A 23445-nucleotide genomic window follows, 5' to 3' on the forward strand; every position below is an offset into this window, starting at 1 on the left:
CTATGAAAAAGAAAATAATCAATGTGTTAAAATTTGTAGGTTTGTTTTTTGCCATTCGTGAAATCAACGGCTTACCAGCCATACTGATGGTTTGGAGTAGAAAAATCCCATTTTATGCTGAGAGTTTACTAGCGATTGTCTTTCTTATGGGGATTCTAGTTCTCATTCGAGTGATGTGGGGATACTATAAGAGGTACCTTTCTGAAGAAGTGAAAAGCCAATCGTTTACCAAGAAAGACATTTTACCTCTAGTAGGCTACACTCTATTGGGCTATATTGCTAGTATCGTAGGAGCGCAGCTAACCTTCTTCTTATCCGGTCAATCCATGCCTGATAATCAAGCAGCTATCGATTCAGTTGCTGGATTAGTGGATAAGAGCCACCTTCCTTCTTCTCTTTTATTTATCCTTGGTATTTCTGTATTGACACCAATAATGGAAGAATTGATTTTTAGAGGATTTGGAATTGTTTATTTCTTTCAAAACGATCGTAGTCTTGCCGCAGGTCTTGTGACGAGTAGTCTGTTTGCTTTTGCTCATTTGCTAGGAGTATATGGCATTGACTGGGTTTCATTTCCGATTTATTTCTTGATGGGTGGAGCGATTTATCTATCCTATGCCTATCGGAGAAATCTCAAAGATGCTATGGTGATACACATCATGAAAAATACTTTACTAGGGATCATTTTATTGCTGTCTATGTTTGCATAAAAAAGAAGATCTATATGGATCTTCTTTTTACATTATTCCATTCCAACCAGATAATCATCGTCCTGCATAGCTTCAACATTTCCTAAGAGATAGCCGTTTCCGACTTGGGAGAAGAAGTCATGGTTAGAGGTACCTGTGGAGATTCCGTTCATGACGATAGGATTCACGTCATCTGCCGTATCGGGGAAAAGCGGATCTTGTCCCAAGTTCATAAGTGCTTTATTAGCATTGTAGCGAAGGAATGTCTTGACTTCCTCAGTCCAGCCAACTTCATCATAGAGGCTCTCTGTATAGCCTTCCTCGTTCTCATAGAGAGTGTAGAGGAGGTCATACATCCAGTCGCGGAGCTTGTCTTGCTCGGCTTCTGACAATTCATTAAATCCCAGTTGGAATTTATAGCCGATGTAGGTGCCGTGGACGGACTCGTCACGGATGATAAGCTTGATAATTTCAGCGACATTGGCTAGTTTGTTATTGCCTAGATAGTAGAGCGGGGTGAAGAAACCAGAGTAAAAGAGGAAAGTTTCAAGGAATACACTGGCTACTTTTTTCTCCAAAGGAGTTCCGTTGAGGTAGATTTCATTGACGATTTCTGCCTTTTTTTGGAGATAGGGATTGGTATTAGTCCACTCAAAAATCTCGTCAATTTCTGCCTTAGTATTCAAGGTTGAAAAGATAGAAGAGTAGGATTTAGCGTGGACAGATTCCATAAATTGGATATTGTTAAAGACAGCCTCTTCGTGGGCAGTACGGACGTCCTTTCGAAGGGCATCAACCCCAGACTCGGACTGAAGCGTGTCTAAAAGGGTCAATCCTCCAAAGACTTTTCCGACCAAGTCTTTTTCCTTGTGGGAGAGTTTTCTCCAGTCATCTAGGTCATTAGAGAGCGGGATTCGGGTATCGAGCCAAAATTGCTCGGTTAATTTTTCCCAGGTTGATTTGTCAATGACATCTTCGATAGCATTCCAGTTAATGGCTTTGTAGTATGTAGTCATTTTTTCTCCTAAAATAGATAGGTGTATTTTTTCGTATCGTCATATAAGGGAGAGGATACTAATCATGGTAGTAGCTAGGCTAAGTCCCCATTTTTATGTTACGATACGTAGCTAGTAAGTCACTAAGGGACCACTAAGAATTCTGCATTGTATTACAACACGCAGTAAAAATCGTCGATAATACGATTTTTACGAAGTTAGTGAGGTTGCTAAGAAAGGTCCCTTATAGGATTTTCTGTAGTTTTATGAGGCTGGGACGATTGTCCCACGCCCATAAAACTTGCAACCTTAAATCACGCAGCTTTCACATTGGTTAGCGCCGACTTCGTCTCCGTCATCGGTAAAGGTGCGAATGTAGTAGATGGATTTGATTCCTTTGTTAAAGGCGTAGTTACGCAAGATAGAAAGGTCGCGTGTGGTTTGCTTGCTTTCTGTTTTCCATTCGTAGATGCCTTGAGGAATGTCACTGCGCATGAAAAGCGTGAGAGAGAGTCCTTGATCGACATGCTCAGTTGCTGCGGCATAGACGTCAATGACTTTTCGCATGTCCATGTCATAGGCAGATTTGTAGAATGGAATCGTTTCAGTGGATAACCCAGCAGCTGGGTAGTAGATTTTACCGATTTTCTTCTCTTGGCGTTCTTCGATCCGTTGAGTGATTGGATGAATCGAAGCAGAAACATCATTGATATAGCTGATAGAGCCGTTAGGGGCTACTGCCAAGCGGTTTTGATGGTAAAGTCCGTCTTTTTGAACCTTGTCACGCAAGTCTGCCCAGTCTTTGGCAGCTGGGATAAAGATATCTTTGAAGAGTTCTTTCACACGATCCAAAGTCGGTAGATATTGGTCTGTCAGATATTTGTCAAAGTAGCTGCCGTTTGCATAGTCTGATTTTTCAAAGTTATGGAAGGTCACGCCACGTTCACGAGCGATGTTGTTTGACTCGACCAAGGTCCAGTAGTTCATCAACATGAAGTAAACGCTGGTAAATTCAACGGCTTCAGCAGAACCGTAATCAATGAATTGCTGAGCTAGATAGCTGTGAAGTCCCATAGCTCCAAGCCCGAAGGTATGAGCAAGGCTGTTGCCATGTGCAATCGAAGGAACCGCTGAGATGTGTGAGCTATCTGTGACAAAGGTAAGGGCGCGTGTCATGGTGCGGATGGATTTTCCAAAGTCTGGGGATGTCATCATGTTGACAATGTTGGTCGAACCTAAGTTACAAGACACGTCCGTTCCCAAGTGAACATATTCTTGGGCGTCATTGATGAGGCTAGGGTCTTGGACTTGGAGGATTTCTGAGCAGAGATTACTCATGACAATTTTTCCATCAATCGGATTTGAACGATTGGCAGTGTCAATGTTAATGACATAAGGATAACCTGATTCTTGTTGGAGTTTTGAAATCTCTGTTTCCAAATCACGAGCCTTGATTTTGGTCTTTGCAATCTTTGGATTAGCGACCAGTTCATCGTATTTTTCAGTGATGTCGATATAGGCAAATGGCACCCCGTATTCACGCTCAATCGAGTAAGGGCTAAAGAGGTACATGTCCTCATTTTTACGCGCCAATTCGTAGAATTTATCAGGAATGACTACACCGAGCGATAGGGTTTTAACCCGAACTTTCTCATCGGCATTTTCTTTTTTAGTGGATAAAAAGGCGATGATGTCAGGGTGAAAGACGTTGAGATAAACAACCCCTGCTCCTTGACGTTGTCCAAGTTGGTTAGAGTAGGAGAAGCTATCTTCAAAGAGCTTCATGACAGGAACAACTCCAGACGCCGCTCCTTCATAGCCTTTGATGGGGGCGCCTGCTTCACGGAGATTGCTAAGGGAGATTCCTACACCACCACCGATACGAGAGAGTTGCAGAGCTGAGTTGACTGAGCGTCCAATAGAGTTCATATCATCGGTCACTTGGATGAGAAAACAAGATACCAATTCACCACGTCGGCTACGTCCTGCATTTAAAAAGCTTGGAGTTGCAGGCTGATAGCGTTGGTGGATGATTTCATCAGCAATGTCTTTAGCAATAGTCTCATTTCCATTTGCAAAGTAAAGAGCGTTAAAGAGGACACGGTCTTCCATGCTTTCTAAATAATATTCGCCGTCATTGGTCTTAAGGGCATATTGGTTGTAGAATTTATAGGCTGCCATGAAAGATTTAAAGTGGAAATCTTGGGCATGGATAAAGCTAGATAGCTCTTCAATGAAAGCTGGCTTGTAAAGCGCAATAAATTCTTTTTCTAAGTAGTTTTCTTCTATCAAGTAGGCAATTTTTTCAGTAATAGAAGAGAACTGCTTTGTATTTGGCTCGACATTTTCTTTAAAGAAAGCATCAAGTGCTTCCTTATCCTTGTGGAGCATGATTTGCCCATCCACAGGACGGTTGATTTCATTATTTAAACGAAAATAAGTAACATCTTCTAATCGTTTGAGACTCATAAAATTTCTTTCTCCTTGTGAGTGACTACAAAATAAAGGGGGAGTGGGACCAAAATCATGATTTCGTTTGGAAATCAATTTCTAGCCCACCCCCGAAAGGTTGACGTGTGTAGACTTGTCTTTTTAGTTGTAGACAAGTTCGTCAGAGGTTCTTTTAGGATAATTTCTTTAGTTTTCCTGGTTGGAAGCCAGAGAAAGCTTCAGTCGGTGTTTGCACGACTGGAGCGGCATTAAAACCAAGATTTTTCACATGTTCGATATATTCTGGTTGCTCATCTAGGTTAATCTCTTTATAAGCGACATGGTTTGTGTCCAAAAAACGTTTTGTCATCTTGCATTGAACACAATTATTCTTTGAATAAATGGTGACCATTAGAGGAACTCCTTTTTTTAAAACAGTATGGACAAAGTATATCGAAAAAAAATAGAATTGTCAACTAAAAAAATCCTAAATATTGTGCCTATATATTCTAAAAAACAACAAAAAACACAAGATATAGTAACTATTGGAAATGAAAGCAAAGTCTTAGAAAACAAGGAAAGACAAGAGAAACTAGCGATTTTAAGAAAAAGAATTCTCCATAAAATTTCCTAAATATAGTTCTTCTTTATCTAGTTTTGAAAATCTCGTTTTACAGTACTTTCTGTAATTCTCATAAAAAAGGCGAGGAGAAAATACATAAAATTCTTGAAAAAATTTTTCAAAGATGGTATAATTTAAAATTGTAAGGGTTATCACATAACCTAACAAAAAGAAAAACATTAAAGGAGAGTCAAATTATGGCTTCTAAAGATTTCCACATTGTGGCAGAAACAGGTATTCACGCACGTCCAGCAACTTTGCTTGTTCAAACAGCTAGCAAATTTGCATCAGACATCACTCTTGAGTACAAAGGTAAATCAGTAAACCTTAAATCAATCATGGGTGTTATGAGTCTTGGTGTTGGTCAAGGTGCTGATGTAACGATTTCAGCTGAAGGTGCAGATGCAGATGATGCTATCGCTGCAATCTCAGAAACAATGGAAAAAGAGGGTTTGGCATAAAATGACAGAAATGCTTAAAGGAATTGCAGCATCAGATGGTGTTGCCGTTGCTAAAGCATATCTACTCGTTCAACCGGACTTGTCATTTGAGACTGTTTCAGTCGAAGATACAAACGCAGAAGAGGCTCGTTTGGATGCAGCTCTTGAAGCTTCACAAAACGAGCTTTCTGTTATCCGTGAAAAAGCAGTAGATAGCTTAGGCGAAGAAGCAGCGCAAGTATTTGACGCTCACTTAATGGTTCTTGCTGACCCAGAAATGGTTGGTCAGATTAAAGAGACAATTCGTGCAAAACAAGTCAATGCAGAAGCAGGCTTGAAAGAAGTAACAGATATGTTTATCACGATCTTTGAAGGTATGGATGATAATCCATACATGCAAGAGCGTGCAGCAGATATCCGTGACGTGACTAAACGTGTACTTTCTCACCTCCTTGGTGTTCGCTTGCCAAATCCTGCGATGATTAACGAAGAAGTGATTGTCATTGCGCATGACTTGACTCCATCAGACACTGCACAATTAGATAAAAACTTTGTAAAAGCATTTGTGACAAACATTGGTGGACGTACAAGCCACTCAGCTATTATGGCTCGTACACTTGAAATTGCAGCTGTTCTTGGAACAAATAATATCACAGAGCGTGTGAAAGATGGCGATGTGATTGCTGCTAACGGGATTACAGGTGAGGTTCTCATCAACCCAACAGACGAGCAAATTGCAGAATTTAAAGCAGCTGGCGAAGCCTATGCGAAGCAAAAAGCAGAATGGGCTCTTTTGAAAGATACGAAAACTGTGACAGCTGATGGCAAACATTTTGAGCTTGCTGCAAACATTGGTACACCTAAAGACGTTGAAGGTGTTAATGAAAATGGTGCAGAAGCTGTTGGTCTTTACCGTACAGAGTTCCTTTACATGGACTCACAAGATTTTCCAACAGAAGATGAGCAATACGAAGCCTACAAGGCTGTTCTTGAAGGCATGAATGGTAAGCCTGTTGTCGTTCGTACAATGGATATCGGTGGAGATAAGGAGCTTCCTTACTTCGATCTTCCACATGAAATGAATCCATTCCTTGGTTTCCGTGCCCTTCGTATCTCTATCTCTGAGACTGGAAATCAAATGTTCCGTACGCAATTACGTGCCCTTCTTCGTGCGTCTGTTCATGGACAACTCCGTATCATGTTCCCAATGGTGGCGCTTGTGACGGAATTCCGTGCAGCAAAAGCTATCTATGAAGAAGAAAAAGCGAAATTGATTGCAGAAGGTGTAGCAGTTGCAGATAATATTGAAGTAGGTATCATGATTGAGATTCCAGCAGCAGCAATGCTTGCGGATCAATTTGCCAAAGAAGTTGACTTCTTCTCAATTGGTACAAATGACCTTATCCAATACACAATGGCTGCTGACCGTATGAATGAGCAAGTTTCATACTTGTACCAACCATACAACCCATCAATCCTTCGCTTGATTAACAATGTAATCAAAGCAGCACATGCAGAAGGCAAGTGGGCTGGTATGTGTGGAGAAATGGCAGGAGACCAAACAGCTGTACCACTTCTTGTAGGTATGGGCTTGGATGAGTTCTCAATGAGTGCAACTTCTGTCCTTCGTACTCGTAGCTTGATGAAGAAATTGGATACGAAGAAAATGCAAGAACTTGCAGAACGTGCATTGACAGAATGTGCAACAATGGAAGAAGTTCTTGAATTAGAAAAAGAATACGTTGATTTTGACTAAGTCATCATCTGAAAAACTGTTAGAATATCTTTCTAGCAGTTTTTTCTTTTTTAAGATTATTTTTAATCAAATATTGCATTTCTGTTTTATTTTTCCAAATATTCAATATTTTGCAAAAGAATTCTTGAAATTTTCAGAATTTTTGGTAAAATAGAGAAACATTAACTTGTTGGAGGAAGAAATTTGATACAATATCAGAATTATATCAATGGAGAGTGGAAATCCTCTGCAAAGGAGATTACGATTTCCTCTCCGATTAACGGAGAAATTTTGGGAACAGTACCTGCAATGACACAGGAAGAAGTAGATATTGCAATGGAAAAGGCTCGTGTAGTTTTGCCTTTTTGGCGTACCTTATCTGCGGTGGAGCGTGCTCACTATTTGCACAAGGTGGCAGATATTTTAGAGCGTGATCAAGAAAAAATTGGTGAAATTCTCGCAAAAGAAGTCGCAAAAGGAATTAAGGTAGCCATTAGTGAAGTGGTTCGGACTGCTGATTTGATTCGATATGCAGCAGAAGAAGGAATCCGTATTCATGGGCAGGTTATGGAAGGTGGCGGTTTTGAGGCTGCAAGTAAGAAAAAATTAGCGGTAGTCCGCAGAGAGCCTGTGGGAGTGGTTCTTGCTATTGCACCTTTTAACTATCCTGTGAACCTCTCTGCTTCAAAAATTGCACCGGCTCTCATTGGAGGAAATGTGGTCATGTTTAAGCCACCAACGCAAGGTTCTATTTCAGGATTATTGCTAGCCAAGGCTTTTGCGGAAGCGGGTTTGCCTGCTGGTGTCTTTAATACCATTACAGGTCGCGGCTCTGAGATTGGGGATTATATCATTGAGCATAAGGAAGTGAATTTTATCAATTTCACTGGTTCAACACCGATTGGAGAGCGAATTGGTAAATTAGCTGGTATGCGTCCGATTATGCTGGAATTGGGTGGTAAAGATGCCGCGCTTGTCTTAGAAGACGCAGATTTAGAACATGCGGCTAAACAAATCGTTTCTGGTGCTTATAGTTACTCTGGTCAACGTTGCACAGCGATTAAACGAGTGCTTGTCATGGAGAGTGTGGCAGATGAGCTTGCTCGTCTTATCCAAGCAGAGGTCGAGAAATTGACAGTGGGGAATCCATTTGACAATGCGGATATTACACCCGTTATTGACCATCAGTCGGCTGATTTTATCTGGAATTTAATCGAGGATGCTAAAGAAAAAGGAGCTACGGCTCTTACACCGTTAAAACGCGAGGGAAATCTTATTTGGCCAGCTCTGTTTGACCATGTGAGCTTAGAGATGGATGTGGCGTGGGAAGAGCCATTTGGACCAGTTTTACCAATCATTCGTATTTCATCTATTGAAGAAGGAGTCGCGATTTGTAATCAATCAGAATTTGGTTTGCAATCTTCTGTCTTTACCAATGATTTTCCAAAAGCCTTTGAGATTGCAGAGAAATTAGAAGTCGGAACAGTCCATATCAATCATAAAACGCAACGAGGACCGGATAATTTCCCATTCTTAGGTATCAAGGGGTCTGGTGCAGGTGTGCAAGGAATTAGGTATAGTATTGAAGCAATGACACAAGTGAAATCGATTGTATTTGATGTAAAATAAGTGAGAAAGGCTCTTTTTTGCGGCCTTTTTTCTTCACAAACGAAGAAGGGAATTTATATGTATATACGAACTGAAATTTTCACAAAATAGAACGAAAAAGACCTTGAAAAACAAGCTAAAAAATAGTAAAATAGAGATATAGAAAACGCTTACAAAAGCAGGTGATAACATGAATGAATTAGAGGCGTTGAGAACCTTTGAAACAGGGGAAAACTTTCATCTTCAGCACTATCTAGGTGTTCATCCTAGAGAGTTAGATGGGAAAAAAGGATATGTTTTCCGTGTCTGGGCACCCAATGCCCAAGCTGTTCATCTGATTGGTGATTTTACGGCTTGGCATGAGGGACAAATCCCAATGGTTAGAAATGAGGGAGGTGTTTGGGAAGTCTTTACAGACTTACCTCAAGAAGGAGATATTTACAAGTACAATATCAGGCGTCACAATGGTCAGGAAATCTTAAAGATTGATCCGTTTGCCATTTCCTTTGAAAAACGTCCTGGAACGGGAGCTGTGATTCACACGGTATCTGAGAAAAAATGGCGAGATGGTCTTTGGCTAGCACGGCGGAAGAAGTTAGGATTTTTCTCTCGTCCTGTTAATATCTATGAGGTGCATGCAGGATCTTGGAGGAGGAATGAGGATGGAACATCCTATCGCTTTTCTCAGCTAAAAGAGGAGTTGATTCCTTATCTGGTAGAGATGAATTACACGCATGTGGAGTTTCTGCCTCTCATGGCTCATCCTTTGGGGCTTAGCTGGGGCTATCAGCTCATGGGCTACTTCGCCTTTGAGTCTACCTACGGCACTCCTGAGGAATTTCAAGACTTTGTTGAGGAATGTCATTTAAACAATATCGGAGTTATTGTCGATTGGGTACCGGGGCATTTTACCATCAATGATGATGCCCTTGCCTACTATGATGGCACGCCGACCTTTGAATACCAAGATTATGACCGTGCCCACAATTATGGCTGGGGAGCCATGAACTTTGATTTAGGGAAAAACCAAGTCCAGTCTTTCTTGATTTCAAGCCTAAAATTTTGGATTGATTTTTATCATTTGGACGGTGTTCGAGTGGATGCGGTGAGCAATATGCTCTATTTAGACTACGACAGCGGTCCATGGCAGCCGAATAAAGATGGAGGAAATCGCAATTACGAAGGCTATTATTTCCTTGAACGGCTCAATACAGTGATTAAGCTCGCTCATCCAGATGTGATGATGATTGCCGAAGAAAGCACCAGCTATACCAAAATTACAGGACCAAAAGAGCTAGGAGGCTTGGGATTTGATTACAAGTGGAATATGGGCTGGATGAATGATATTCTACGTTTTTACGAAGAAGATCCGATTTATCGCAAGCATGATTTCAACCTGGTGACCTTTAGTTTTATGTATGCTTTTTCGGAAAATTACCTGTTGCCATTTTCTCATGATGAGGTTGTCCATGGAAAGAAAAGCATGATGCATAAGATGTGGGGCGATCGCTACAATCAATTTGCAGGATTGCGGAATCTCTACACCTACCAGATCTGTCATCCTGGGAAAAAACTTCTCTTTATGGGTAGCGAATGGGGACAATTCTTGGAATGGAAGTCAGAAGAAGCCCTCGAATGGCGAGATTTGGCAGATGAGATGAATGCAAAAATGCAGCATTTCACATCCGAGCTCAACCAATTTTATAAGAGCCACCGTGTCTTATGGGAAATTGATCATAGCTATGATGGGATTGATATTATTGATGCGGATAACCGCGATGAAAGTGTCTTGAGCTTTGCACGGCAAAATGAGGATGGAGATCTTCTCGTGTGTATCTTTAACATGGCACCAGTCGAGCGACCTCACTTTACCATCGGAGTGCCTGTTGCAGGACTTTATGAAGAAATCTGGAATACAGAACTAGAACAGTGGGGAGGAGTTTGGAAAGAACACAATCAAGCAGTACAGACAAAAATGCAGAAATGGAAAGATTATGAGCAGACCTTGAGCTTTACTTTGCCAGCCTTAGGTGCCAGCATTTGGAAAATCAAGCGTCGCGCAAAAACAAACCGTTTCCGCAAACAAGCAAAAGAAACGCTAGAAGCTGATTTTAAAGAAGAAGCCTAGCGTGAGACCTAGCACTCAGGTGAAGAGTGAAAAAGAATAAGCTTTTAACTTTTCACCTCGTCCTTATCTTAGACAGGAGAAATCTATGAAGAATGAAATGTTAGCCTTGATTCTTGCTGGTGGGCAAGGAACACGTCTTGGGAAACTTACGCAGAGTATCGCAAAACCTGCGGTTCAGTTTGGAGGACGTTATCGAATTATTGATTTTGCCCTATCCAACTGTGCCAACTCTGGGATTCGAAATGTAGGGGTCATTACTCAATACCAACCGCTTGCCTTAAATAACCATATCGGAAATGGTTCTAGCTGGGGCTTAGATGGGATCAATGCAGGGGTATCGATTTTGCAACCTTATTCTGCAAGCGAGGGGAATCGTTGGTTTGAAGGAACCAGTCATGCCATTTATCAAAATATTGATTACATTGATAGTATCAATCCTGAGTATGTCTTGATTTTGTCTGGGGATCATATCTATAAAATGGACTACGACGATATGCTCCAATCCCATAAGGACAATGCAGCTAGTTTAACAGTTGCGGTGCTTGATGTTCCGTTGAAAGAAGCCAGCCGCTTTGGAATTATGAATACAGATGCGAACAATCGAATTGTGGAATTTGAAGAAAAACCAGCAGAACCAAAATCTACTAAGGCTTCTATGGGAATTTACATTTTTGACTGGCAGCGGCTCCGCAACATGCTAGTCGCTGCTGAGAAAAATGCGGTAGATATGTCTGACTTTGGGAAAAATGTCATTCCAAACTACTTAGAGTCTGGCGAAAGTGTGTATGCTTATGAATTTAAAGGATACTGGAAGGACGTGGGAACCATTGAGTCGCTCTGGGAAGCTAATATGGAATATATTGACCCGAACAATGCCCTTGATAGTCGCAATCGTCAATGGAAGATTTACTCTCGCAACCTCATCTCACCACCAAACTTCTTTGGCGAAGAGGCTCAAGTAGAAGATTCCTTGGTTGTAGATGGTTGCTTCGTGGATGGTACGGTAAAACACTCGATTCTCTCCACAGAAGCGCAAGTTCGTAAAGGCGCGGTAGTTGAAGATTCAGTGATTATGAGTGGTGCTATTATCGGCCAAGGTGCTAAGATTAAACGCGCAATCATTGGTGAAGGAGCAATCATTTCAGAAGGTGTGGAGATTGACGGCGCAGAGGAAGTACAAGTTGTCGGCTATAATGAAAGAGTGGGGGTACCAGTAGATGAAGATTGATAAATACTCAGCAATTTTAGGGAATACCGTTGGATTCCATGATATGTCCTTTTTGACAGAGCACCGTCCAGTGGCAAGTTTGCCATTCGGTGGGAAATATCGCTTGATTGACTTTCCCTTGTCTAGCCTTGCTAATGCAGGAGTAAGAAGCATCTTTGGTATCTTCCAGCAAGATAATATCAGTTCTGTCTTTGACCATATTCGTAGTGGACGTGAATGGGGACTTTCAACCCTTCTTAGCCACTACTATCTAGGAATTTACAATACTCGCGTAGAAAGTAGCACGGTCGGCAAAGAATATTATGAGCAGCTCTTGACTTATCTCAAACGCTCTGGCAGTAACCAAACAGTTTCTCTTAACTGTGATGTGTTGACCAATATCGACTTGAATCAAGTCTTTCATTTGCACAATACAACAGATCAACCGATTACAGTGGTCTATAAAAAATTGCCAAAACAGGATATTTCAGAAGTGAATGCTATTTTGGATGTCGATGAAACTGACCATGTAAAAGGGCACAAACTTTTTGACGCACGAGTAGAGCAAGAATTTTACAATATGTCCACAGATATCTTTGTCGTGGACACACCGTGGTTGATTGAGCGCTTAGAGTTAGAACTTCAAAAAGAGCATCCAGAAAAATTACGCTATGTGCTCCGTGAATTGGCAGCAGAAGTTGGTGCATTTGCCTATGAATATACAGGCTATCTAGCGAATATCCACTCTATTCCAACCTACTTCAAGGCAAATATGGATATGCTAGAGCACCAAAAATTCTACTCACTCTTTACGCCAAATCAAAAGATTTATACCAAGGTGAAAAATGAAGAGCCAACCTACTATGCAGTTGGTTCAGATGTAGCGATGTCTCAGTTTGCTTCAGGTAGCATTGTTGAAGGAAAAGTCGAGTACTCGGTAGTATCCAGAAATACACACCTAAAAGAAGGCAGCCATATCAAGCATAGTATTTTATTCCCACGGGTCAAAGTTGGCGAAGGTGCTACGGTTGAGTATGCAATTTTGGATAAGGGTGTAGAGATTGCACCGGGATTGGTTGTGCGAGGAACAGCAGATAACCCACTTGTGATTAAGAAAGGTGAAAAAGTTTTAGAGGATCGAATCGGATGAAAGTTTTATTTGTAGCCGCTGAAGGGGCTCCATTTTCTAAAACTGGAGGATTGGGAGATGTCATTGGGGCTCTCCCAAAATCTCTGGTGAAAAAGGGGCATGAAGTTGGAGTGATTTTGCCTTATTACGATATGGTAGAGAAAAAGTTTGGTCATCAAGTAGAAGATTGCTTCCATTTTGAAGTGCAAGTTGGCTGGCGTCGTCAGTATGCTGGTGTGAAACGGATGGTACTAGATGGAGTAACCTTCTATTTCATTGATAATCAATACTATTTCTTCCGTGGTCATGTCTATGGAGATTTTGATGATGGTGAGCGCTTTGCCTTTTTCCAATTAGCTGCGATTGAGTTGATGGAAAAGGTTCAGTTTATCCCAGATGTGCTTCATGTGCATGATTATCATACAGCCATGATTCCTTATCTCGTTAAGGAAAAATACCATTGGATTCAGGCGTATCAAAGCATGAAATTGGTTTTAACCATTCATAATTTGGAATTCCAAGGTCAGTTTAACCCAGGCATGCTCGGTGATTTATTTGGTGTGGGATTTGAGCGCTATGAAGATGGTACGCTACGCTGGAATGATTGCTTAAACTGGATGAAGGCTGGGATTTTGTATGCGGATCGTGTGACGACTGTATCACCAAGCTATGCACATGAGATTATGACTCCAGAGTTTGGCTGTGATTTGGATCAAATCATTCGTATGGAGTCAGGAAAAGTTCTAGGAATTGTCAATGGGATTGACGCTGACTTGTACAATCCAGAAACAGATCCACTTTTAACTTACCATTTTACGAAAGATGACTTGGCTGGTAAGGCGAAGAATAAACGTGCTCTTCAAGAGAAGGTAGGCTTGCCTGTACGAGCAGAAGTGCCTTTGGTGGGGATTGTTTCACGCTTGACTCGTCAAAAAGGATTTGATTTGGTGGTATCTGAATTGCATCATCTCTTGCAGGAAGATGTACAGATTGTGGTCTTAGGGACAGGAGATCCCGCCTTTGAACAGGCATTTTCATGGTTTAGTGCAGCCTATCCAGAAAAATTATCAGCCAATATCACTTTTGATGTGACCTTGGCTCAGGAAATCTATGCTGCCTGTGATCTGTTCCTCATGCCGAGCCGTTTTGAACCATGTGGTTTGTCTCAAATGATGGCTATGCGCTATGGAACCTTGCCACTTGTCAATGAAGTGGGAGGATTGCGTGATACGGTAGAGGCCTATAATGCCTTTACAGGAAGCGGAACAGGATTTAGCTTTAATAATTTTTCAGGCTATTGGTTGACGGAAACCTTTAAAAATGCTATCGGGCTTTATTACCATGCTCCTGCGAGCTGGAGAAATCTTCAGTACCAAGCTATGGAACGTGATTTCTCTTGGGATACAGCCAGTCAAGCGTATAGCGATTTATATCAATCACTCTAGGAACAGAAAGATAGGAAGATGGAACTTACAAAAGAACAATTTATTCGAGATTTTAAAGATGTCCTGCATGAAGAGCAGTTAATTAAGGTGAGCGATGCAACACCGACAGAGCTTTTCCAAGCCTTGGCACGCACCATTCGCAAATACATTACCCCCATGTGGCTCAAACGTCGCAATCAATTGGTAGAAGATAAGCAAAAAATTGCCTATTATTTCTCTATTGAATTTCTCCCTGGGCGTATGCTTGAGACCAATTTGCTCAATCTAGGCATTTTGGATGTCATCAAAGATGGCTTTGATGAGCTAGGAATCGACTTTACAGCTGTTAAGCGAGCAGAGCATGATATGGCGCTAGGAAATGGCGGTTTAGGGCGTTTAGCAGCAGCTTTTATGGACTCTCTAGCAACGACTGGCTATCCTGGTTTTGGAAATGGGATTCGCTATCGCTACGGACTCTTTAAGCAAAAAATCGTGGACGGGTATCAGATTGAACTGCCAGATGATTGGTTTGGCAGCCTTGGGAATGTCTGGGAAATCCGCAAAGACCACGATATTGTCGATGTAAAAATCTTCGGTCATGTTTACCTTGGGGTGAATGACGAAGGGCGAGTGGTTCCGGTTTATGAAAATTCTAAGACCTTGCGAGCTGTGCCTTATGACGTACCGCAAATTGGCTTTGAAAATGATGTTGTCAATAATCTGCGTCTTTGGGATGTGGAAATTCCAATCGAGCATGAAATGGAGTACCCAACCATTGAAGACCGCCGTAAGGTGACAGATATCACTGCCATCTTGTATCCAGATGATTCGAGCTATGAAGGAAAAGAATTGCGCTTGATTCAAGAGTATTTCATGACCAGTGCAGGTTTGCAGACCATCATCAAATCCTATCTGAAGCAAGGGTTGCCTCTTGAGCGTATTCACGAGAAGGTATCCGTACACATCAACGATACGCACCCAGCGGTAGCACCGGCTGAATTTATGCGAATTTTGATGGATGATTATGGCTTGGATTGGGCAGATGCATGGGAGACAACTGTGCAAACTATGAGCTACACCAACCACACGATTCTATCAGAAGCCTTGGAAAAATGGGATGCTGAACTCTTTAAATCTGTTCTTCCACGAGTATATCAAATTATCTTAGAAATTGATCATCGCTATGTTGCAGAAATGGCAGCGCGTGGAATTGACGCAGCGATGATTGAGCATACGCGGATTGTAAAAGATGACCAGATCCATATGGCTCATCTTGCCATTATCGGAGGGCATTCAATCAATGGTGTTGCAAAATTGCATACGGAATTGCTCAAAGAAGATACCTTGCGTGATTTCTATGCCATTTATCCAGAGAAGTTTAACAATAAAACCAACGGAATTGTGCAACGCAGATGGCTGCAAATTGCAGACGAGCCGTTGTCAAAGGAAATCGATCATGTGATTGGTAAAGGTTGGCGTAAGGACATTCACCAATTACGCAAGCTTTTGGACTATAAGGATGACAAGCAAGTCCTAGCTGATTTCTACCGTGTGAAGCAAGAAGCAAAAGCTCGTTTAGCCCGCTTTATCGCAGAAACAACAGGCGTTGAAGTTTCCACCGAAGCGATTTTTGATGTGCAGGTCAAGCGTCTGCATGCCTATAAACGTCAACTCCTCAATCTCTTACATATCTTGAAATTATACTGGGATTTGAAGGATAATCCTGATAAAGACATGGTTCCACGCGTCTTTATCTTTGGAGCTAAGGCAGCACCAGGCTATCATTTTGCAAAATCAGTGATCAAGCTCATCAATGAAGTGGCTAATCTCGTCAATCACGATGACAGCCTACAAGGCAAACTCAAGGTCGTGTTCCTTGAAAATTACCGTGTCAGCCTTGCAGAGTTAATCATCCCAGCAGCGGATGTCTCTGAGCAGATCTCACTTGCTTCTAAAGAAGCATCAGGAACGTCCAACATGAAATTCATGATGACAGGTGCTATTACGCTAGCTACCTTAGATGGAGCCAACATCGAGATTAAAGATGAGGTTGGCGATGAGAATATTGTCATCTTTGGAATGGATAAAGACCAAGTCTATCGCCATTATGAACAGCATGATTATTACTCACGCGGTCTATATGAAAGCAATCCAACCATTCGTCGTGTGGTAGATAGCTTTGTAGATGGTACGATTCCAAATGTTCGCAACGAAGGCTCTGAGATTTATGAGGCTTTGATTACCCATAATGATGAGTATTTCTTGTTAGAAGATTTTGAATCTTATGTGGCAGCCCAAGAAAAAATCGATCAACTCTATCGTGACAAAGAAGCGTGGGCACGCATGAGTCTGATCAATATCGCAACCTCAGATAAATTCACATCCGATGATACGATTGAACAATATGCTCAAGAAATTTGGCATTTAGAACGCTAAAAACAAGAAGGAGCTGGAGATGATTCCAGCTCCTTGCTATTAAGAGAAGTGTAAAAAATAGGAATGTTTGAAAGATAAATAACTTTCTTCCTATTTATATAGAAATGTTATCTCAGAATCATTGGTCAGGAAAAGTGAAACAAAAATCTGAAAAACGCTTCCAAATAGCGAAAACATTTGACAAATAAAAAAATTAGGACTAGAATAGCTTAGTAAATCAAAAAAATGGAGGAGAATTCGTTATGAATTTAACAATGTTAGCTCTCGGTTTAGCCGTAATGGGTGTTAGTATCGGTGAAGGTCTGTTAGTATCTAGCTTCTTGCGCTCAGCAGGTCGTCAACCAGAAATGTACAATAAATTAAGAACAGGGATGATGCTCGGTGTTGCCTTTATCGAAGGTACCTTCTTTGTGCTCCTTGCGATGGCATTCGTTCTCAAATAATCATAGAAAAGGGGTGACGTCCGTTGGAAAATCATCATCCAACTTTAAATCTTGGTCCTATAACCCTTGATTTGACCCTACTTGCTATGTCTGTTTTGACGGTCGGTGTGGTATTTGCTTTGGTCTATTTTGCAAGTCGCAATATGACTCTAAAACCTAATAAAAAGCAAAATGTCCTTGAATTCTTTGTCGAACTTGTAAATGGCATCGGTAAGGACAATCTTGGAGCTGACAATGTCAAACCCTATTCTCTATTCTTGTTTACCATTTTTTCTTTTGTTTTGGTGGCCAATCAATTAGGGTTACTTACGAACATTGAAGTAAGTGGTTATACCCTATGGACTTCGCCAACCTCAAATATGTTTTATGATATGGGTTTGTCTTTACTCATTAGCTTATTTGTCAATATTGAGGGAGCACGCAGGCAAGGGTTTAAAGAATATACTTCTGAGTATAAAAATCCCATGAATATTTTGGAAGTCTTTACAGACTTTCTCTCTCTAGCCCTTCGTCTTTATGGAAATATTTTTGCAGGGGAAGTAGTGACAGGGTTATTGCTCCAAATGGCTCATGCAGGCTGGTTCTTGACACCATTTGCCTTTGGCTTTAACATCATTTGGACAGCCTTTTCAATGTTTATCGGATTCTTACAGGCTTATGTCTTTACCATGTTAACGACTATGTATTTGGCGAAAAAATCAGGTATTGAAGCATAATAGAATAGGAGAAGAAAAATGGAAGCATCACTAGGAACCGTAATTGGGAATATGCTTCTTGTGACAGGTTCTGTGGCGGTTTTGTTATTCCTCATTAAAAAATATGCTTGGGGAAATATCACAAAAACCTTTGAAGAACGTGCGCAAAAGATTACCAATGATATTGACAGTGCAGAAGCTGCGCGACAAAAAGCAGAAGAGTTAGCACAAAAACGAGAAATGGAATTGGCAGGTAGTCGCAAAGAAGCAACTGCCATTATCGAAACAGCCAAGGAAACTGCTGAGAAAAATAAGGTAGGGATTCTTTCAGAAGCAGCCCTTGAAGCAGGTCGCTTGAAAGAAAAAGCCAATCAAGAGATTGCTCAGACCAAGGCTGAAGCCTTAAGTGGTATTAAAGAAGATGTGGCTGATTTGACGATTAGCCTAGCAAGTAAAATCTTAGCACAAGAGTTAAATCAAGAGGCACATAGTGACTTGATTGATCGCTATATTGATCAGTTAGGAGAGGCTTAATGGACAAGAAGAGATATGCGGTTGTATCAACCTATACCACACCTTTTGTCCAAGTCGTGATTGAAAAAGGGCAGCAGCAAGAGGTCTTTGAAAAATTGTACGAGATTCGGACAATTTTTGAGGAAACTCATCTTGCTGGCTTTTTATCACATATTGGTGTCGATCATGCCGAAAAAGAAAAAGCTCTTCGTTTGTTTCAAGGGACAGACTCCTCGTTATTAGACCATTTTATAGAAGTGATTCTCCAAAATCATCGTGAAAGTTATTTCTATGATATGGTGGTAGATAGCTTGGGACGATTGGAAAAATTAACCAATGAATTTGATGTTCATATCAAATCTGTTAAACCTTTGTCAAATGAGCAAAAAGCGCGGCTTCTTCCGATGATTGAGAAAAAATTAAACTTGAAAGTCCGCAATTTTCAAGAAGAATTGGATCCTGATCTGATCGGAGGGTTCGTCGTGACAGCCAATAACAAGACAATTGATGCGAGTATTAAACGTCAATTGCAAGCAGTAAAAGAAAATTTGAAATAGAAAGTGGTGTGAATTTTGGCGATTAACGCACAAGAAATCAGCGCTTTAATTAAGCAACAAATCGAAAATTTCCAGCCAAATTTTGACGTCACAGAAACAGGGGTCGTAACCTATATTGGGGACGGAATCGCACGGGCTCATGGTCTTGAAAATGCTATGAGTGGTGAGTTGTTGATTTTTGAAAATGGCTCTTATGGAATGGCGCAAAACTTGGAATCAACCGATGTCGGAATTATCATCTTGGGTGATTTTACAGATATTCGTGAGGGAGATAGCATTCGTCGGACTGGAAAAATCATGGAAGTTCCTGTTGGAGATGCCTTGATTGGTCGTGTTGTCGATCCTTTGGGACGTCCTGTGGATGGACTTGGAGAGATTCATACAGACAAGATGCGCCCTGTGGAAGCTCCTGCACCAGGTGTTATGGAGCGTAAGTCTGTCTCTGAACCTTTGCAGACAGGTTGGAAGGCTATTGATGCCTTGGTTCCAATTGGTCGTGGGCAACGGGAGTTGATTATCGGAGACCGTCAGACAGGGAAAACCACCATTGCGATTGATGCGATTTTGAACCAAAAAGGTCAAGACATGATCTGTATTTATGTCGCGATTGGTCAAAAAGAGTCAACGGTTCGGACCCAAGTAGAAACTCTTCGTCAATACGGAGCCTTGGATTATACGATCGTTGTGACTGCTTCTGCATCACAACCGTCTCCGTTACTTTTCTTAGCGCCTTACGCTGGGGTAGCAATGGCTGAGGAGTTCATGTATAATGGCAAACACGTCTTGATTGTCTATGATGATTTGTCAAAACAGGCTGTTGCCTATCGTGAATTATCCCTCCTTCTTCGTCGTCCACCAGGACGTGAAGCCTTCCCTGGAGATGTTTTTTATCTTCACAGCCGCTTGTTAGAGCGTTCTGCCAAGGTATCTGACGAATTAGGTGGCGGATCAATTACGGCCTTGCCATTTATCGAAACGCAAGCAGGAGACATTTCTGCCTATATCGCAACTAACGTGATTTCAATCACAGATGGTCAGATTTTTTTGAGTGATAGTCTGTTTAACTCAGGGGTTCGTCCAGCGATCGATGCGGGTTCATCTGTTTCTCGTGTTGGAGGATCTGCCCAAATCAAAGCCATGAAAAAAGTAGCAGGTACTCTTCGGATTGATTTAGCGTCTTACCGAGAGTTAGAAGCCTTTACCAAGTTTGGTAGTGACCTTGATGCAGCGACTCAGGCAAAATTAAACCGAGGACGTCGTACGGTAGAAGTTTTGAAGCAGCCAGTGCATAAACCCCTTGCTGTGGAAAAACAAGTAACGATTTTATATGCCTTGACCCACGGATTCTTAGATAGTATTCCAGTGGATGATATTGTTCGCTTTGAAGCGGAATTCCACGATTACTTTGAAGCTCATCATGAAGATATTTTAAATGTGATTAGAACGACGAAAGACCTTCCAGAAGAGGAAATCTTGGATCATGCGATTACGGAATTTATCAATCAATCAAGCTTTAAGAAATAAGAATAGAGGTGTCAGATGGCAGTTTCGTTAAATGATATAAAAACTAAAATTGCATCCACCAAGAACACCAGTCAAATTACCAATGCCATGCAGATGGTCTCTGCTGCAAAGCTCGGAAAATCAGAAGAAGCAGCTAAGAACTTTCAGGTGTATGCCCAAAAAGTTCGGACCTTGGTCACAGACATTTTGCATGGAGATGTAGTCCTTGATTCGCAAAATCCTATGCTCATTCATCGTCCTGTTAAAAAGACAGGTTACATTGTTATTACATCCGACCGTGGTTTAGTCGGTGGCTATAATGCGACGATTTTAAAGAGCATGATGGAGCTGCTTTCGGATTACCATGAGAAAAATGATTTTGCCATTATTGCGATCGGTGGTATTGGAGCAGACTTTTTCAAAGCTCGTGGGATTCAGCCAGTCTATGAATTGCGTGGCTTGGCAGACCAGCCGAGTTTTGATGAGGTTCGTAAAATCATCAACAAAACGATTGAAATGTATCAGAGTGAGATTTTTGACGAACTCTATGTGTGTTACAACCACCATGTCAATAGCTTGACCAGCCAGATGCGGGTAGAGCAAATGCTTCCAATCATTGACCTTGATCCAAATGAGGCAGATGAGGATTATAAACACAGCTTTGCGCTTGAAACCAATCGAGAAGATTTGCTCAATCAACTCTTGCCCCAATTTGCAGAAAGTATGATTTATGGGGCGATTATTGATGCAAAAACGGCTGAAAATGCTGCTGGGATGACAGCTATGCAGACGGCAACAGATAACGCAAAGAAGGTCATCAATGACTTGACCATTCAGTATAATCGTGCACGTCAGGCTGCGATTACACAGGAAATTACAGAGATTGTCGCAGGTGCCAGTGCCTTAGAATAATCTTTGTCTTAGTGGTGCAAATAAGAAGACGAGAATAATGAGAATGTAGAGCAAAGAGAAGTTTCTCTAAGCTCTTAGAAATGGAGAAATAGATGAGCTCAGGCAAAATTGCTCAGGTCATCGGACCAGTCGTGGACGTTGCGTTTGCTGCTGGCGATAAGCTACCTGAGATAAATAATGCACTTGTAGTCTATAAAAATGACGAGAAAAAATCAAAAATCGTCCTTGAAGTAGCTCTTGAGCTTGGAGATGGAGTAGTACGGACCATTGCCATGGAGTCAACCGATGGATTGACACGTGGGTTAGAGGTATTAGACACAGGTCGTCCGATCTCTGTTCCAGTTGGGCGACAAACGCTTGGACGGGTCTTCAACGTATTGGGAGATACGATTGATTTGGATGCTCCCCTACCTGAGATGATTGAACGTGAGCCAATTCATAAAAAAGCGCCGACCTTTGATGAGTTATCAACATCATCAGAAATCTTGGAAACAGGAATTAAGGTTATCGACCTCCTTGCTCCTTATTTGAAAGGTGGAAAGGTTGGCCTCTTTGGTGGTGCCGGAGTTGGGAAAACCGTGCTTATTCAAGAATTGATCCACAATATCGCTCAAGAGCATGGTGGTATTTCTGTATTTACCGGTGTTGGAGAGCGTACGCGTGAAGGAAATGACCTTTACTGGGAAATGAAAGAATCAGGCGTTATTGAAAAGACAGCCATGGTTTTTGGTCAGATGAATGAGCCGCCAGGAGCACGGATGCGGGTTGCACTGACTGGTTTGACCATTGCGGAGTACTTCCGTGATGTTGAAGGTCAAGACGTACTTCTCTTCATTGACAATATCTTCCGCTTCACGCAGGCGGGTTCTGAAGTATCTGCCCTTTTGGGACGGATGCCATCAGCCGTTGGGTACCAACCAACCTTAGCGACTGAGATGGGACAATTACAGGAGCGGATTACCTCAACTAAGAAAGGTTCTGTAACCTCTATTCAAGCCATCTACGTTCCAGCTGATGACTACACAGACCCAGCGCCAGCAACTGCTTTTGCGCATTTGGATTCGACCACCAACTTGGAGCGTAAATTGGTACAGTTGGGAATTTATCCAGCCGTGGATCCACTAGCTTCAAGCTCACGTGCTCTCTCCCCAGAAATTGTCGGTGAAGAGCACTATGCAGTAGCCGCAGAGGTAAAACGTGTCCTCCAACGTTACCATGAATTGCAAGATATTATTGCTATTTTGGGGATGGATGAATTGTCGGATGAAGAAAAGACCTTGGTTGCGCGTGCACGTCGCATTCAATTCTTCCTCTCTCAAAACTTTAACGTAGCCGAGCAATTCACGGGTCAACCTGGTTCTTATGTACCAGTTGCAGAGACCGTTCGTGGCTTTAAGGAAATCTTGGACGGAAAACATGACCATCTTCCTGAAGATGCCTTCCGTGGGGTTGGTTCTATCGAAGATGTGATTGCAAAAGCGGAAAAGATGGGATTTTAAGAGGTGACCTATGGCTCAAATGACAGTACAAATCGTGACGCCAGATGGTCTGATTTATGATCACCATGCGAGCTTTGTTTCCGTACGAACCATCAATGGTGAGATGGGGATTTTACCTCATCATGAAAATATGATTGCGGTTTTGGCAGTTGATGAGGTCAAGGTGCAACGTGTGAATGCTGAGAACCACATTAATTGGATTGCGGTCAATGGTGGGATTATTGAAGTAGCAGATAATCTCATCACCATTGTTGCAGACTCTGCAGAAAGAGCAAGGGATATTGATATTAGCCGTGCAGAACGTGCGAAACGTCGTGCAGAATTAGCCCTTGAAGAAGCGCAAGACAAACATTTGATTGACCAAGAACGTCGTGCGAAAATCGCTCTTCAACGAGCCATTAACCGTATCAATGTCGGAAATCGTTTATAAAAGAACAAGTCAGCTGACTTGTTCTTTTTTTCTTAATCTAATATGTTCAT

At 41.7% G+C, this 23445-nt stretch carries 20 protein-coding genes; 17 read left to right on the forward strand and 3 right to left on the reverse strand.

Annotated elements, in window-relative coordinates:
• Positions 1-2 precede the first annotated feature (2 nt).
• On the forward strand, positions 3-710 hold the full coding sequence (locus AB1I63_00370) for a type II CAAX endopeptidase family protein (protein MEW4353349.1): 708 nt from the start codon (positions 3-5) through the stop codon (positions 708-710).
• 32 nt (positions 711-742) lie between these two features.
• On the opposite strand, the gene nrdF is transcribed toward AB1I63_00370, so the two are convergent.
• From nrdF to nrdH, 3 genes are all read right to left on the reverse strand, one after another.
• Positions 743-1705, reverse strand: coding sequence for a class 1b ribonucleoside-diphosphate reductase subunit beta (gene nrdF, locus AB1I63_00375; protein MEW4353350.1), 963 nt, complete (start codon positions 1703-1705; stop codon positions 743-745).
• A 288-nt stretch (positions 1706-1993) separates the two neighbouring features.
• Entirely contained in the window at positions 1994-4153 is a 2160-nt protein-coding gene (gene nrdE, locus AB1I63_00380) for a class 1b ribonucleoside-diphosphate reductase subunit alpha (protein ID MEW4353351.1), read from the reverse strand.
• A gap of 154 nt (positions 4154-4307) precedes the next feature.
• Positions 4308-4526 (reverse strand): glutaredoxin-like protein NrdH, encoded by a 219-nt coding sequence (nrdH, locus tag AB1I63_00385; protein MEW4353352.1) that lies wholly within the window; start codon positions 4524-4526, stop codon positions 4308-4310.
• A 407-nt stretch (positions 4527-4933) separates the two neighbouring features.
• On the opposite strand from nrdH, the gene AB1I63_00390 reads away from it, so the two are divergent.
• The 16 genes from AB1I63_00390 to AB1I63_00465 all read left to right on the forward strand — a co-directional run bounded on the left by AB1I63_00390 (position 4934) and on the right by AB1I63_00465 (position 23395).
• A complete protein-coding gene (locus AB1I63_00390) occupies positions 4934-5197 on the forward strand; it encodes a phosphocarrier protein HPr (GenBank protein ID MEW4353353.1) in 264 nt (87 codons plus the stop codon).
• Between the two features lies 1 nt (position 5198).
• A complete protein-coding gene (gene ptsP, locus AB1I63_00395; protein MEW4353354.1) occupies positions 5199-6932 on the forward strand; it encodes a phosphoenolpyruvate--protein phosphotransferase in 1734 nt (577 codons plus the stop codon).
• Between the two features lie 183 nt (positions 6933-7115).
• On the forward strand, positions 7116-8540 hold the full coding sequence (locus tag AB1I63_00400) for an NADP-dependent glyceraldehyde-3-phosphate dehydrogenase (GenBank protein MEW4353355.1): 1425 nt from the start codon (positions 7116-7118) through the stop codon (positions 8538-8540).
• Positions 8541-8709: 169 nt separating this feature from the next.
• Positions 8710-10647: a 1,4-alpha-glucan branching protein GlgB gene (glgB, locus tag AB1I63_00405; GenBank protein ID MEW4353356.1), complete on the forward strand. Its 1938-nt coding sequence runs from the start codon at positions 8710-8712 to the stop codon at positions 10645-10647.
• Positions 10648-10732: 85 nt separating this feature from the next.
• Positions 10733-11875, forward strand: a complete 1143-nt coding sequence (locus AB1I63_00410; GenBank protein ID MEW4353357.1) for a glucose-1-phosphate adenylyltransferase — start codon at positions 10733-10735, stop codon at positions 11873-11875.
• Complete coding sequence (glgD, locus tag AB1I63_00415) at positions 11865-13004, forward strand: glucose-1-phosphate adenylyltransferase subunit GlgD (GenBank protein ID MEW4353358.1); 1140 nt, start codon at positions 11865-11867, stop codon at positions 13002-13004. Before AB1I63_00410 ends, glgD begins: the two co-directional genes overlap by 11 nt.
• Positions 13001-14428: a glycogen synthase GlgA gene (glgA, locus tag AB1I63_00420; protein MEW4353359.1), complete on the forward strand. Its 1428-nt coding sequence runs from the start codon at positions 13001-13003 to the stop codon at positions 14426-14428. The genes glgD and glgA overlap by 4 nt, the downstream gene beginning before the upstream one ends.
• An 18-nt stretch (positions 14429-14446) precedes the next feature.
• Positions 14447-16843 carry a glycogen/starch/alpha-glucan phosphorylase gene (locus AB1I63_00425; GenBank protein MEW4353360.1) on the forward strand — a complete coding sequence of 799 codons (2397 nt, stop codon included), beginning with the start codon at positions 14447-14449 and terminating at the stop codon, positions 16841-16843.
• A gap of 242 nt (positions 16844-17085) precedes the next feature.
• On the forward strand, positions 17086-17286 hold the full coding sequence (locus tag AB1I63_00430; protein MEW4353361.1) for a F0F1 ATP synthase subunit C: 201 nt from the start codon (positions 17086-17088) through the stop codon (positions 17284-17286).
• Positions 17287-17309: 23 nt separating this feature from the next.
• Positions 17310-18002: a F0F1 ATP synthase subunit A gene (gene atpB / locus AB1I63_00435; protein MEW4353362.1), complete on the forward strand. Its 693-nt coding sequence runs from the start codon at positions 17310-17312 to the stop codon at positions 18000-18002.
• An 18-nt stretch (positions 18003-18020) separates the two neighbouring features.
• Complete coding sequence (atpF, locus tag AB1I63_00440; GenBank protein MEW4353363.1) at positions 18021-18515, forward strand: F0F1 ATP synthase subunit B; 495 nt, start codon at positions 18021-18023, stop codon at positions 18513-18515.
• On the forward strand, positions 18515-19051 hold the full coding sequence (locus AB1I63_00445; protein MEW4353364.1) for a F0F1 ATP synthase subunit delta: 537 nt from the start codon (positions 18515-18517) through the stop codon (positions 19049-19051). Before atpF ends, AB1I63_00445 begins: the two co-directional genes overlap by 1 nt.
• A 15-nt stretch (positions 19052-19066) precedes the next feature.
• Entirely contained in the window at positions 19067-20575 is a 1509-nt protein-coding gene (gene atpA, locus AB1I63_00450) for a F0F1 ATP synthase subunit alpha (protein ID MEW4353365.1), read from the forward strand.
• A gap of 15 nt (positions 20576-20590) precedes the next feature.
• Positions 20591-21466, forward strand: a complete 876-nt coding sequence (locus AB1I63_00455; protein MEW4353366.1) for a F0F1 ATP synthase subunit gamma — start codon at positions 20591-20593, stop codon at positions 21464-21466.
• A gap of 92 nt (positions 21467-21558) precedes the next feature.
• A complete protein-coding gene (gene atpD, locus AB1I63_00460; GenBank protein MEW4353367.1) occupies positions 21559-22965 on the forward strand; it encodes a F0F1 ATP synthase subunit beta in 1407 nt (468 codons plus the stop codon).
• A gap of 10 nt (positions 22966-22975) precedes the next feature.
• The gene (locus tag AB1I63_00465) at positions 22976-23395 is read left to right on the forward strand and encodes a F0F1 ATP synthase subunit epsilon (GenBank protein ID MEW4353368.1); all 420 of its coding nucleotides are present in this window, start codon (positions 22976-22978) and stop codon (positions 23393-23395) included.
• Positions 23396-23445 lie beyond the last annotated feature (50 nt).

The sequence above is a fragment of the Streptococcus pneumoniae genome, from assembly GCA_040719455.1.
Classification (GTDB): Bacteria; Bacillota; Bacilli; order Lactobacillales; family Streptococcaceae; genus Streptococcus; species Streptococcus pneumoniae_G.

What these genes read in the sequence shown, in the direction of transcription:
- ptsP (MEW4353354.1), top strand. Translation starts at nt 5,199, where the DNA reads ATGACAGAAATGCTTAAAGGAATTGCAGCATCAGATGGTGTTGCCGTT.
- AB1I63_00455 (MEW4353366.1), top strand. Translation starts at nt 20,591, where the DNA reads ATGGCAGTTTCGTTAAATGATATAAAAACTAAAATTGCATCCACCAAG.
- atpF (MEW4353363.1), top strand. Translation starts at nt 18,021, where the DNA reads ATGGAAGCATCACTAGGAACCGTAATTGGGAATATGCTTCTTGTGACA.
- AB1I63_00390 (MEW4353353.1), top strand. Translation starts at nt 4,934, where the DNA reads ATGGCTTCTAAAGATTTCCACATTGTGGCAGAAACAGGTATTCACGCA.
- AB1I63_00410 (MEW4353357.1), top strand. Translation starts at nt 10,733, where the DNA reads ATGAAGAATGAAATGTTAGCCTTGATTCTTGCTGGTGGGCAAGGAACA.
- nrdE (MEW4353351.1), bottom strand. Translation starts at nt 4,153, where the DNA reads ATGAGTCTCAAACGATTAGAAGATGTTACTTATTTTCGTTTAAATAAT.
- AB1I63_00425 (MEW4353360.1), top strand. Translation starts at nt 14,447, where the DNA reads ATGGAACTTACAAAAGAACAATTTATTCGAGATTTTAAAGATGTCCTG.
- AB1I63_00445 (MEW4353364.1), top strand. Translation starts at nt 18,515, where the DNA reads ATGGACAAGAAGAGATATGCGGTTGTATCAACCTATACCACACCTTTT.
- AB1I63_00430 (MEW4353361.1), top strand. Translation starts at nt 17,086, where the DNA reads ATGAATTTAACAATGTTAGCTCTCGGTTTAGCCGTAATGGGTGTTAGT.
- glgD (MEW4353358.1), top strand. Translation starts at nt 11,865, where the DNA reads ATGAAGATTGATAAATACTCAGCAATTTTAGGGAATACCGTTGGATTC.
- AB1I63_00370 (MEW4353349.1), top strand. Translation starts at nt 3, where the DNA reads ATGAAAAAGAAAATAATCAATGTGTTAAAATTTGTAGGTTTGTTTTTT.
- AB1I63_00465 (MEW4353368.1), top strand. Translation starts at nt 22,976, where the DNA reads ATGGCTCAAATGACAGTACAAATCGTGACGCCAGATGGTCTGATTTAT.
- glgA (MEW4353359.1), top strand. Translation starts at nt 13,001, where the DNA reads ATGAAAGTTTTATTTGTAGCCGCTGAAGGGGCTCCATTTTCTAAAACT.
- nrdH (MEW4353352.1), bottom strand. Translation starts at nt 4,526, where the DNA reads ATGGTCACCATTTATTCAAAGAATAATTGTGTTCAATGCAAGATGACA.
- glgB (MEW4353356.1), top strand. Translation starts at nt 8,710, where the DNA reads ATGAATGAATTAGAGGCGTTGAGAACCTTTGAAACAGGGGAAAACTTT.
- nrdF (MEW4353350.1), bottom strand. Translation starts at nt 1,705, where the DNA reads ATGACTACATACTACAAAGCCATTAACTGGAATGCTATCGAAGATGTC.
- atpD (MEW4353367.1), top strand. Translation starts at nt 21,559, where the DNA reads ATGAGCTCAGGCAAAATTGCTCAGGTCATCGGACCAGTCGTGGACGTT.